This window comes from Alteromonas sp. 4NS20-0143 (assembly GCF_057542855.1).
In genome coordinates this window covers 515,855-528,871 of record NZ_BAAJLR010000001.1, presented here as the reverse complement: position 1 = coordinate 528,871, position 13,017 = coordinate 515,855, and the positions used below count along the sequence as shown (strand labels likewise).

Annotated in this window: 9 protein-coding genes; 7 read left to right on the top strand and 2 right to left on the bottom strand. The window is 40.7% G+C overall.

Features of this window, described 5'->3' with window-relative positions; translation table 11 throughout:
• Nucleotides 1–19: 19 nt before the first annotated feature.
• A complete protein-coding gene (locus tag AC27HD_RS02255; RefSeq protein WP_487103506.1) occupies nucleotides 20–1,348 on the bottom strand; it encodes a DASH family cryptochrome in 1,329 nt (442 codons plus the stop codon).
• A gap of 124 nt (nucleotides 1,349–1,472) precedes the next feature.
• Here AC27HD_RS02255 and AC27HD_RS02250 point away from each other — a divergent pair, with 124 nt between their 5' ends.
• The 7 genes from AC27HD_RS02250 (at nucleotide 1,473) to AC27HD_RS02220 (ending at nucleotide 12,430) form a co-directional block, all read left to right on the top strand.
• The gene (locus AC27HD_RS02250; protein ID WP_487103504.1) at nucleotides 1,473–2,900 is read left to right on the top strand and encodes a cryptochrome/photolyase family protein; all 1,428 of its coding nucleotides are present in this window, start codon (nucleotides 1,473–1,475) and stop codon (nucleotides 2,898–2,900) included.
• Nucleotides 2,901–4,439 (top strand): cryptochrome/photolyase family protein, encoded by a 1,539-nt coding sequence (locus tag AC27HD_RS02245; protein ID WP_487103502.1) that lies wholly within the window; start codon nucleotides 2,901–2,903, stop codon nucleotides 4,437–4,439. It begins immediately after the preceding gene.
• Complete coding sequence (locus tag AC27HD_RS02240; protein WP_487103500.1) at nucleotides 4,426–4,572, top strand: DUF2256 domain-containing protein; 147 nt, start codon at nucleotides 4,426–4,428, stop codon at nucleotides 4,570–4,572. Before AC27HD_RS02245 ends, AC27HD_RS02240 begins: the two co-directional genes overlap by 14 nt.
• 117 nt (nucleotides 4,573–4,689) lie before the next feature.
• Nucleotides 4,690–6,081 carry a DUF2254 domain-containing protein gene (locus AC27HD_RS02235; protein ID WP_487103498.1) on the top strand — a complete coding sequence of 464 codons (1,392 nt, stop codon included), beginning with the start codon at nucleotides 4,690–4,692 and terminating at the stop codon, nucleotides 6,079–6,081.
• 112 nt (nucleotides 6,082–6,193) lie between these two features.
• Nucleotides 6,194–7,609, top strand: coding sequence for a Na+/H+ antiporter NhaC (nhaC, locus tag AC27HD_RS02230; RefSeq protein WP_487103496.1), 1,416 nt, complete (start codon nucleotides 6,194–6,196; stop codon nucleotides 7,607–7,609).
• Nucleotides 7,610–10,751: 3,142 nt separating this feature from the next.
• Nucleotides 10,752–11,894, top strand: coding sequence for a tyrosine-type recombinase/integrase (locus tag AC27HD_RS02225; RefSeq protein WP_032096230.1), 1,143 nt, complete (start codon nucleotides 10,752–10,754; stop codon nucleotides 11,892–11,894).
• A 185-nt stretch (nucleotides 11,895–12,079) separates the two neighbouring features.
• Nucleotides 12,080–12,430: a hypothetical protein gene (locus AC27HD_RS02220; protein ID WP_032096231.1), complete on the top strand. Its 351-nt coding sequence runs from the start codon at nucleotides 12,080–12,082 to the stop codon at nucleotides 12,428–12,430.
• A 145-nt stretch (nucleotides 12,431–12,575) separates the two neighbouring features.
• On the opposite strand, the gene AC27HD_RS02215 is transcribed toward AC27HD_RS02220, so the two are convergent.
• Nucleotides 12,576–12,998, bottom strand: a complete 423-nt coding sequence (locus AC27HD_RS02215; RefSeq protein WP_032096232.1) for a universal stress protein — start codon at nucleotides 12,996–12,998, stop codon at nucleotides 12,576–12,578.
• Nucleotides 12,999–13,017: the final 19 nt, after the last annotated feature.

Sequence of the window (13,017 nt, the reverse complement as noted above, 5' to 3'; positions counted from 1 at the left end):
ATCTCGTTTTCTAAAACACTTAAGTTAACCATTTATTGCGAAATGCACCGTCGCGGTCGTAGGTGGCCGTTTGTTTATCTAGGTTAAACTGCCTGTGTCCACGAGGGTCGCTTCCCACGCCGGCAAGATAAAGCCAATTGCCCCAATTGCTGCCCACATCAAAATCGAGTAACTGATTTTCAAACCACGCTGCACCAAAGCGCCAGTCTTGCTGTAATTCGTGTACAAAACAGCTCGCTACTAATTGCCTTCCGCGATTAGACATATAGCCTGTCGCTTTGAGCTGTTTCATGCAGGCATCAATGATGGGATAACCGGTATTGCCATTACACCAATCAACAAACACCTTGGGGTTATGCTTTGTGCCGGGCACTTTTTGCTGAATACCACCAAATTTAAACCATTTTTCACCGTACTTTGCTTGAATCCAATGAAAGAACTCACGCCACAACAGTTCAAAATAAATCCAATAAGTAGATTCATTTTTCTCAACCTGCTCTTCAAACAAGGTAACTTGGCGTACTACCTCTCTTGGCGACAATGCGCCTACGGCCAGCCACGGTGACAACTTTGTGCTATCACGCCAACTGTCCAAGGCGTTTCTCGTTTCTTTGTAGGTGGATGCAGCATGCCACTCAAACAGGTATTTGTTTAGATGCTCAAGGGCTGCACTTTCACCACCTTCAAAGTCATTACTGCTCTGCTGCAAGGTTTGGTGTTGGTTGGCGAGTTCGTCTTCAATAATTAACGTATCGGCAGTAAGGTGCTCAAGTACAAATGGAGTAGGATAGGTGTCAACGGAGCTGCAAACTTCTCTAGGACTAAGCTTTTTTTCCACCTTACGGCGAAACGGGCTAAACACATCAGGCATCTCTTCAATTGAAAAGGGTAAGTCAGATTCGTTGAACAGTGTTAGCGACTCACCCTCAACAATAGACATGTTTGGGTAGCACCGAGCAAGTTCCTCTATTTGTTTCTGTTCATGAAAACCGCAATGTTTAGTCACTCCAAGATGGGTAAATTGACCTTGCTTCAGTACATTAGACAGACATTCTGAAATACTGCCCTTAAGAACCGTGAGTTCATGTCCTTTGTTTTCTAACGACGCTTTGAGGTCGCTGAGCGTTTCCAGTAAAAACTGATATCGATTATCACCAATCTGTTTCAACCCGTACTTGGTGGGTGAAAAATAGCTCTCATCAAATATATAAATAAAAGAAATTTCGTCTACTTGCTCACACAACGAGGCTAGTGCAACTTGGTCGTGAAGCCGTAAATCGTGTCTAAACCAAAAGACTCCACGTTGTTTTGATGTTGTATTGTCACTGCTAAGGTTTTGATTTGACATAGTAATTCTCAGATTTATTTTTATATCACTTTTGTAATCACAACGGATCCTGAACCCGCCGAATTGCGTACAAGTTCAATTACGTTAGTAATCAAAGATTAGAGCAACACATTAAGGAAAAAAAGTGACCGTTCCCGTAAGTATTATGTGGTTTAGACAAGACCTCAGAGTGAATGACAACCCAGCACTTAACGCAGCCTGTGACATGGGTAAAATTCTCCCCATTTACATTTATGACGATACCACTCCCGATGGGAGGGTACCTGGCAGCGCGAGTCAATGGTGGTTGCATCACTCGCTTACCTCGCTTAATGACAGGCTAAACGGCCACTTAAAAATCTTTAAGGGTGACCCGAAAGTACTTATCCCAAAGATTATGAAAGCGATCAACGCTAAGGCGATTTTTTGGAATCGCTGCTACGAACCGTGGCAAATAAATCGTGACAAGGAAATTAAAAAACAGCTTATTGATAGTGATTTTGAAGCTTACAGCAGTAACGGCAGCTTGCTCTGGGAGCCGATGAAGGTATTAAAAAAGGATGGAACACCTTACAAAGTGTATACACCTTACTATCGAAATGGATGCTTAAAAATTGAAGAGCCACGCTATCCCAAGGCGCCTCCAGCGAGGATTACCTACGCGGATGATGAGTATAAAGATGATGGACTTGATGCGCTAAACTTGCTTCCTGAGATTAAATGGGACTCTACCATTAGCAAAATGTGGAAGCCCGGTGAAGAAGGTGCAGCGGACAACCTGTCAGAGTTTATACAACACGCGGCTAGACAGTACAAAGATGGCAGAGACATTCCTTCTATGAAAGGAACGTCGAGACTTTCTCCCCATCTTCACTTTGGCGAAGTGTCTCCCAATCAGGTGTGGTATGCGATAAAAGATAAATTCGGCGCCACAGAAGATAAGAGTATCGACACCTATTTGAGTGAACTTGGCTGGAGAGAGTTTAGCTATTACCTGCTGTTTCATTTCCCCACATTGCCAAATAAAAACTTCAACGACAAGTTCGATAAGTTCCCATGGCGCAAAGACGCGAAAGCACTGAAAGCGTGGCAAACCGGTAATACAGGTATTCCGATTGTGGATGCTGGCATGCGCGAACTGTGGCAAACCGGCTATATGCACAACAGAGTACGTATGATTGTTGGTTCATTCCTTGTTAAAAACTTACTTTTAAGCTGGCACGAAGGTGAAAGATGGTTTTGGGATACCTTATTAGATGCAGATTTAGCCAGTAATAGTGCAGGTTGGCAATGGGTGGCTGGCTCAGGCGCCGATGCATCGCCGTACTTTAGAATATTCAACCCGATTTTGCAGGGCGAGAAGTTTGATAAGAAAGGTAAGTACGTACGTAAATACTGCCCTGAATTAAAAGATCTTCCCGATAAGTACATTCATAAGCCCTGGGAAACACCGGGCGTAATAGCGAAAGACGCCAAGCTAGAGTTAGGTAAAAGTTACCCCGAACCCATTGTAGATTTAAAAGCCTCTAGGCAGCGTGCTCTTGATGCTTTTCAAGAGATTAAAGGACAATAGATGGCTTCACTCATTCTTGTTTTAGGCGATCAGCTTACCGATAATCTGCCGGCTATTGCGAACGCAACAAAAACGCAAGACACCATTTTAATGGCAGAGGTGAGGGAAGAAGCAACCTACGTAAAGCATCATAAAAAGAAAATAGCGTTTTTGTTCAGTGCTATGCGCCACTTTGCACAAGAACTGAAAGATAACAACTACACCGTAGATTACGTTACCTACAATGATGAGCGCAACAAGGGCAGCCTATTGGCTCAGGTTGAAGCAACATTAAGTGCTGGCGACTTTGACCAAGTGGTTGTTACCTCCCCGGGCGAGCACCGTCTGCTAAGTAGTATGCAGCAATGGGAAAACACGCTAAAAACGCCCGTTAAAATCTCAGAAGATAATCGCTTTCTCGCAACGCCTCAGGAATTTAGTGACTGGGCCGAAGGGAAAAAGCAGCTGCGCATGGAATTTTTTTACCGTGAGATGCGTCGAAAGCATAACGTACTCATGGAAGGTAAAGATCCTGTTGGCGGCAAATGGAATTATGATGCACAAAATCGCGAATCGATGCCAGATGATCATAAAGTACCAAAACACAGCACCTTTGAGGTTGACGATATAACGAAAGAGGTCATTGAGCTTGTTGAAAACGAGTTTGCCGATCATTTTGGCGACCTAGACAACTTCTTCTTTGCTGTCACTCGTAAAGATGCCCTTAAGGTACTAAATACGTTTATTGAGGAACGCCTGCCTAACTTTGGTCAATATCAAGACGCAATGGTTGAAGGCAAACCGTGGATGTATCATTCACACATTGGATTTTATTTAAACTGCGGTATGCTGTCACCCAAAGAAGCGATAAGCGCCGCGGAGCAAGCCTATCACAGCGGGCAAGTTCCCCTTAATTCCGCCGAAGGCTTTATTCGTCAAATCCTAGGATGGCGAGAGTACATTCGTGGGTTCTATTGGCACTTTATGCCGCAACTTAAAACGGATAACTACTTTAATAACGACAGAAATGTGCCTGAGTTCTTTTGGGACGCGCAAACCAATATGAACTGCATGCGTCAATGCATTAAAGAAACGAAGCAAAATGCCTACGCCCACCATATACAGCGGCTTATGGTGATTGGAAACTTCAGTTTACTCACCGAACTTAGCCCTGAACAAGTGCAGGCCTGGTATCTCTCGGTGTATGCTGATGCCTATGAGTGGGTAGAGTTACCTAATGTGGCTGGCATGATCTTATATAGTGACGGCGGAAATTTAGCCAGCAAGCCTTATGTAGCAAGCGGTAGCTACATCAATAAAATGTCTAACTATTGCAAAAATTGTGGCTATCAAGTGTCGAAAAAGACGGGGCCAAAAGCCTGTCCATTTAACTACTTATATTGGCATTTCATTGATAAGAATAAGGAAAAGCTCAGTAACAATCACCGCATGGCTATGATCCTTAAGACCTATGGCCGAATGAAAGAAGACAATATTAATGCGATGAAAGAGGATGCCGCCAAGTTTTTAACGAAGATAACGAAAAATGAAGAAGTCTGATCTACCTACCAAAATGTGCCCAGTGTGTAATAGGCCATTCAGCTGGCGTAAAAAATGGGAAAGAGATTGGGAGCACGTTCGATACTGTTCTAAACGGTGCGCCGGCAACAAAAACAAGACACAAGCAAGTTAATTGGTAACGTAAGTAAAAGGGCGAACCTACATTCGCCCTTGCTATTTATACCCCCGCCGAATATAAGTAAGCATCAGATAACAATACTAACAAGTAAAAACCAACAGGAGTAAAGGTATGGACGCGCCATTGTCGGTAGATAAAGTACGGTTTTTGCTATTCAGTTTTAAAGAAAAATTATGGATTAAACCTTTAGGTTTCTGTCTGCTTTCGCTACTCGCGGTTTTCGCCGCAAAGATAGTAGACGGCACTTCTCTTGCTGAACACCTACCAAAGATTGAACCTGATTCGGTTAAAACACTGCTTTCTATTATGGCATCGAGCATGATGGTGATTGCTACGTTTTCCGCTGGTGCTATGGTAAATGCGTATGCATCTGCAAGCCAGTCATCGACACCTCGCTCACTCGGGCTCATCATTTCAGATGATGTATCGCAAAACGCGCTATCAACATTTGTTGGCGCGTTTATTTACAGCGCAGTTGCTCTGACTGCAATGAGCCAGGGGTTTTACGAACAGGCGGGTGTATTCCTACTTTTCTGTATTACCTGTTTGGCATTTGCCGTGGTAATTTTAACTTTTATTCGTTGGGTTGACAGTGTAGCTCGTTTAGGTCGAGTTGAATCAACCACACTGAAAGTTGAAGAAGCGACGCAGCGCGCCATTGAGCAGCGAATTAAAACCCCCTGTTTGGGCGCTATTCCAGCAAGCGACATTAAAGAGCAGGGGAGTTTTGCGGTACAGACCTCAGAGGTTGGGTACATCCAGCTAATAGATCTTGCCAAGATTCAAGAGTGGGCAAACAACAACGACCTATTTGTTAACATTGCCATGCTGCCTGGGGAATTTGTTACGCCGGAAAAGAACATCGCTTACGTGAATAAAGATATTGACTGTGAAGGGTTAATCTCAGCGTTTAGTATAAGTTCGTCGCGCTCCTTTGAAGCCGATCCACGCTTTGGTTTTATTGTGCTAGCAGAAATAGCGTCACGTGCGTTGTCTCCATCGGTAAACGACCACGGAACTGCCATCGGCATTGTTAGCAGTATCACCCGTTTAATGCTGTTGTGGTCAAAACCAAATAAGAACACTGACAAAACCAATCAGGACGGGCGCGCCTTCAACCATAATAAAGCAGCAAAGAGCTCAGACGACAATAACTGTGAACAACCGCATAATGACAAACCCCATTATGAGAAACCAAAGTACAACCGCATTTCCGTTCCTAAAATTTCAATACACGATATCTTTGATGACGCATATACAAGTATCGCAAGAGATGGCGCTGGCAACATTGAAGTTGCCATAAGAATTCAAAAGTCATTACAAACGTTATCTGCGTGTTTCGAGAAACTCAAAAAAGACACCGGTAGCGAATTAGCGTCTGATTTTTCAAAAGTGGCGAATGACTTTGCCACACAAAGCTTTAAACGCAGTGAGCAGCAACTGTGCTTTGAGCAAGATAAAGCGCGGTTAGAAAAAATCTACCGCGGCGCCAATGATAAATAGTACCAATAACAAGTCGCACCAGAGACGAATAGCTCCAATAACAAATAGTATCCACAAAGAAAACATGCGCTTTATTCCATTAATTAGTCGCTAATAGGCAATTTAACTACTTATGTCCAAATCCACTATATCGCCACTGCGCACGCCTTCATTCCTGCAGTCTTTCATCTGCTTTAGCGTGATTGTTATTGCACTAGCTGGCGGTATTTTTGGACTGGGTATTAGTCTGCATGCGCTGATGTTTTTGTGCCTAATATGGGTGGGTTTAAATGCCTATTTACTTGGGTACAACTACCTACAAATTCGCGAGCTAATGACAAATTCACTGGCTCGAGCCATGCCCGCTATCTATATTTTTATATTGATTGGCATGGTAATTTCCAGTTTTATGCACAGCGGTACAATCGCGACGCTGATGTATTACGGGTTGAGCTGGCTAAGCCCTAGCTTATTCTTAGCCGTTGGCATGATACTGTGCGCGATTATGTCTGTGGCAACCGGAACGTCTTGGGGCACCGTGGGTACACTGGGCGTTGTGTTAATAGGTATAGGAAGCACCATGAATATTCCACTTCCATTGGTGGCGGGAATGATTGTTTGTGGTGCTACCTTTGGCGATAAAATGTCACCTATTTCAGATACCACAAACCTTGCAGCAATGAGTGCTGGAACCACACTGTTTCGCCATATCTATTCCATGCTTTTTACCACGTTACCTACATTTATTATCACCCTCATCATTTTTGTAGTCATAGGGTTAAGCTATGGAGATCAAAACCTTAACCTAAGTGAAGTCGCGTTGATTCAAGATGCGCTGGCAAACAACTATAGCCTGACACCCATTGTGACCTTGCTTCCACTTATATTATTGGCCACCTTAAGCATTAAAAAAGTACCTGCAGAAGTCACCATGTCATTCAGTATTTTATTCGCCGTGTTTATTGCCATCTTTTATCAAGGCGAGAGTTTTATCAGTGTGTTGAATGCGCTATGGGAAAATAAACCGGAATCGACTGGCATTGAGAACTTAGACGCTTTACTCGGTCGCGGCGGTATAACGAGCATGAGCTGGACACTATTGCTTGCCTTAATGGCTATCGCCTTAGGCGGCGTTTTACACGGAGCCGGTTTTTTAAGTTCGCTTCTTGCTGGCAGTATTGCCAGAGTAAAACGAACGGCAGGTCTCGTTGCTAGCACTATTGTATCTGGCTTTGTGGGTAATGTGGCGATGGGAGAAGCCTACATCTCAATTATTCTTAGTTGCCAACTTTTTAAGCCAAAATATGAGCAACAGCAATTAGACAGCGCCGTACTTTCACGCTCAGTGGAAGAAGGATCCACAATGACAACGGGCCTTATTCCTTGGACAACGGCAGGTGCATTTTATGCCGCAACCCTTGAAGTCGACGTTTTATCTTATGCACCTTACGCCTTTTTCAATTACTTAAACGGTATTGTGGCAGTGACAATGGCGGCATTCGGATTCGGGCTGCTTAAAAAGTCTTACTCTAAACCTGTAAAGGGTTAGGCTCTAGCGGCCAAGTATTAACGTTAAGAATTAAGGCCTAAAACTTAGCGCTTAGAAATTAGCACCTAAAAAATAGTGCTTTTTTGGCATCAACGGCTAGATGGCTGATAAAAGTTGATGAACCTATTACCTAATACCTAAAACCAAAAACCTAAAACCTCAATATTGTGTTTTCGAATTCGAAAAATAGGTTGTAGCAAAACACGTCCTAAAACCTAATAACCAGTAATCTAGTAACGAAGAAAGTAGGGCGGTCAGCACTGTTTTATTGTTATTGTAATAATTGATTCTCGTTGCTGATATGAAGTTTAAGAACCTTGCATGCATGTATTTCAAAAACAGCGTCGACACCTAATTATTCAAAAAAAATCAGCGTGATGCATTAACTCACAGCAAACCCTGCGTGACGCATTAACTTACTGGAAAACCAGTTTCCAAGCCCTAGTCCAAGACCAAGCCGCGCTACTATTTCATAGGATAGTGATTCATAGGATAATAAAAAACCGCCACAGTCTTTCCAATAATCTTAATCTGTATAAACAGAATCGTTAGTCATTATCAAACTAGCTTTATTCTCTTTTATCTGTTTTGATAAAAATAACCGTTACTCTCATAAAGAAAATCATATACAGCCTCGATAATTTTTTAAAATCTCTCAGGCGATTTGATTTTTGAGATCGGTGTCAAAGCCACTAGCTAACACTCGAGTCCTTTAAAAACCATTTGCTAAGAACTAAAAGTAAGACACTTAAATGTTCAGCATTTATTTCAATCATCAGAAAATTGGGGCATTTCAGAATAGCGTTCTGAAATTATCATCAAGGCCTGGTTAAAAACTGGCGGCTACCAAAGAACTTATAATGATACTAATTACATAAATCATCGAAGTGGAACTAAATAATAAACTTTGGAAAAAGGACAACAAACAAGTCACTCAAGCCGTGGATAAAAACCGAGTATTAAAACTTTGATTAAGCACTGAAAAATAAAAAGCTAAAAAGCTAAAAAGCTAAAAAGCAGAAAACTAAAAAGCGTGGTCGTATTTTTAAATTGAGAGAAATAAAACAAGCCAATCAAATTACAGTTTGTGATAGGAGTAATACAGAAGATAGACATTAATGTCTTTACAAAAGCTTTTAGAATTCCCTCAAGATATTAGGTGACGCTACGTGAATTAAATAAAAGAATGTGAGGTGTAGTACGTCAGATTTCACGTAGAAGACGATTTGAAATAATGCACATAACTATAGATAAAGCTGCTAGTAACGCACTCACTATCAAACATAAACCAATTCAAGCTTTTCAAAACAAGCCTCAGAAAAAGCCTGCAAAAAGCCAGTTACAAGCACCGTAAACAAACTCGTGACCAGCCATCTAAAATCCCATGAAGATATAACTGACTGCAAAGCACTGCGCATGCGGTAAAAGTAGGTAAGTCTTCACGCACAGCAAACCAACCAAGCAGCAACAGATTCACTCTTAAAACGACACAATACATAATTACGCATAATGTATATTATGTTAAATAGACTGTTAAAGTATCCAAAAAGGCGTCGGCAATTTAGAAGGTGTATCACCTATCCATCTTTTATTGGCTCTTATTTTATACAGAGAGGTTTTAGAGCTCTTTAATTAAAAAAAACACTCTTATACTGGCTCTTTTAATCGCATTCAGTGAAAAGCAAAGTATCGATTAATAATAGACGTGTGTGCTTTTGATTTAATTCAATGACACTTCAAGTAAAGGCTCTTTGTTACATACCGGAGTTAATAGCGGCCTATATATCAAAGATTAGTATGGCGGTCTGATATCCAGTACAAGTACTCTATGGCTAAATCAAAAATAAGCATTTCAATTTTTTTAAATTAAATACTTTTCAACTATAAAGGCATATTCAGTTAATCATTCATTTCCAATTTAATTCTTTCGATTTATAGTTTAGCGATTAAAAGCGATGCATAGAAAGCTAAGGATGAGTTCAGCGGCGTAGTTAAATAATTTGTCGTAGTTTTTAATATCTAGCGATTAATAGGCTTATTAGCTTCCTATTTCTGCTTGAGTTTTTGAGATTATTTATCGATATTTAATTTACTAGCGATGACTATATGGAGGACAAATTTTATCAATATTGCTCATCTGGGATTAAATACCGTAAGAGTTTGGACATTACTTAAAGAAGAACTCAAGAATAGCTGTTTTGATTTACTAGGTTGGGTTAAACCACTTTACTTTCTATCTCCTACTTCAAATTTTTCAAAGTAAAAACATAAGTGTGTTAACTACCGACGGAGTGTTCATAAGTGCTTTACGCTTTCTATGCTTTTTACACGTAGCAGCCAGGGCCAGTTTTAAACTAGGTTTTGAATTGAGATTTGAATTGATGTTTGAATTCGCGGGTTTTAATTCATATTAAAATTGTTTTATAGTTTGAGCAGCACCGCTATTCACCTTCATGAGTGATGAAGGATTCTGCCTAATACAATGAAGAAGATCTCGCTTCTCATAGTTCTCGTTTATTGAAAGGTAACGGTATATGGAAAAGGTTCATTTTCGCGAATTCTGCAAGGTAGATGTCTGGAAAACGCCTCAGATTTTACGTAGGAGCGCCTGTTTTTTGAGCCACATAGCTGTTGCTATAGTCTAATTTACCCTAAAATACCACCAACAACTGTATACATGCACAGTTATGTGTTATTTTGCACAAGGTTTGTAGGGGGTTTTACGGTATCTGAATCGGGCTTATATTACCTATATTATCATGCTGAATGTTCACGCATGATAATTACAGTTATCATGCGTGAACACTTAAAAAAGTACATATTTTCATATGGTTAGAAATAATTTTAGCTCTTCAGTACTTTGTGATGACTGCGGATTTTATGAGTATGTTCCCGCTTTGTGACGCCTAACATTAAGAACGCTGATTGGTTTATTGTTAATCTTGTCTTTTTCTTCCCCAAAAGATATCCCATAAGTTTCTCTTAAGTTGCTCCATAAGCTGTTTCAGAGAAAAATCGTCAACATACACGTCACTTGATTCGTTAACTTGATTCATTTAATACTTTTAAACTCAGTGAGTAAGAGCCCTTTTCGAACAAGGCTACCCACATTTGATAAGAAATCCGTTGAGGCTTTGGCTTTATGACAAATAAGACTATTAAGCATCGTTCCCATCAATTGTTCCCAGTACCGCTGGCAAATACAGCAGAAGTTTCAGATGATGCATACGGTGTTACTTCAGAAACTTCAGAAAATCATGCCTATTCGTCTGCGGACCAAAGTTTTCAGAAATACTTCACAGATATATTTTCTAAACTGCCTTACAACACACAGCGAGCTTATATTAGTGATTACAACGAATTTTCGATTTTCTGTAAGCAGAATAACTTTCAAGGTTTGAACAATAGCTTTACCAACAATGAAGAATGCATAAAAGAATACGTTGCGCTGCTATGCCAAACTCCCCTCGCCTACAGAACCATCAAGCGACGGCTTTCAGCATTGAGTAAGTTCTTAGGTATGGCAAAGCTACCTAACCCGATTATTCGTTCGGTCTACCTTAGAGATTTTATTCGGTTGTCGCTTATAGAGAACAAAAAATTTCGTATGTCTCATAAACAAGCGGTACCACTCACCATTGAAATGGTTGAGCAGATCAATAATAAAATCATCCCGGATTCCTTGCTCGAACTTCGAGACCTAGCCATTATTAATCTTATGTTCGATGCCCTTCTTCGTGCAGACGAATTAGTCAGGGTGTGCATTGAACACATTTCTCATCGAAATAACACTGTACTCGTTGTATCTTCCAAGAGCGACCAAAGTGGCGATGGCCAATATAGATATGTTTCATCGAGTACACTTTCTATGATTAACGAATACATCAACGAGGCAAATAATAACCCTTCTACATCACTTCCTCGAGATCAGAATGACCCTCGTTCAATTAGTAAAGGTGTATTGTTTAGGCGAGTTAACAATCACAAAACGGCGCTTCATCCTTATCAAGAAAGTCATAGCGTAAACCAAGACGCCGTGTTGAATTACTCTAGTATTTATAGGTTGTGGCAGCGCATTGCAGTCCGGGCAGGTATTCAAGAAAATATCACGCCACACAGTGGACGAGTTGGTGGAGCAGTTTCGTTAGCGGAAGACGGCGCATCTTTACCCGAATTGCAGTTAGCTGGGGGCTGGCAGTCACCGGAGATGCCAGGCCACTATACCAAACAAGCCAGTGTTAAACGTGGCGGCATGGCAAAACTGTCTTCAAAGCATAAGCGCTAGTGTTTTCAGCATTAATGAATTAATTATTAAAGTATTGATAAAACAATGCTTTATACGCACAAATCTGTTACGCGTAACTGAATTGTTTCATTGGAACATTCCTGTCTGGGTAAATTAGAACTTACTTTGCCATTATTGCGTATCCATTAAGTAATACTGAATAGATTCAAAAACAAGGAGATACTATGAGTAATAGAATTGATTCTAAACATGGAAAATTATTGGCAGAAATTGTGGTTCCCTCGTCAAGCTGGAAGCTGCAACCTGAAAAACAAACGCCGTTTAAAAGTGATTCTGAAGCGCTTAGCTATTTAGATTCTCATAACGAACCGCTTTACATGCATGTGCCTGTAAATGAAAGTGATGACTCCATTCGCCTTTGCGTTTCATCACGTGATGCCGATGTTGTGTTTACTATTAACAGTACTAAATTTGGTGGGGAAACTGCCCTTCACTACTCTCACCTTAAAAATCTTGAAAGTACTATTCGCACTCTTGTGACAGACAGCTGCGATTTATCAATCAAAGCGTTATAAAGTTTTAGACGTAGGATTTAAGTTGCGAATTTAATTAGCTAATTCTAATAGCATAGTTAAGTGCTAGTGCCAGTGGAGCTTTCGAAAGCTCCACTGTTTTTGCTCTTGTTTTTATATGTGTATTTGGATGGTTACTGCGAGACTTTTATACTTTCACTGCTAATACATCGGTTTTGACACCGTGTAATACGGCATTCGCAGTAGAGCCTAAAAGTAGTTTCAAACCGCTTTGTCCATGAGTACCGACAACGATTAAATCTGCGCTTATTTTCTCTGCCAAATGATGTATCTCATCTGAAGGCGAACCAATCTCTACGTTAATGTTAGTTTGTGGTATTTCGTATTTATCTGCCACATCTTTCAATACTCTTAATGCGTGTTCACGTACTTCTTGTGAAAAGTCTTTCTCTAGAAAAAATCCATAAGGCTCTACATTAGTCTGCGGGTAAGCCACATATAATAGATGTAATTGTTGACTGCTACTCGCTATCGCAAGTGCTTTTTCGACTACCAGCTCGTAATCAGAATACACATCAATGGGTACCAAAATGGTATCGTAGCTCTGCATAGTGTTGTCCTTTTAACTT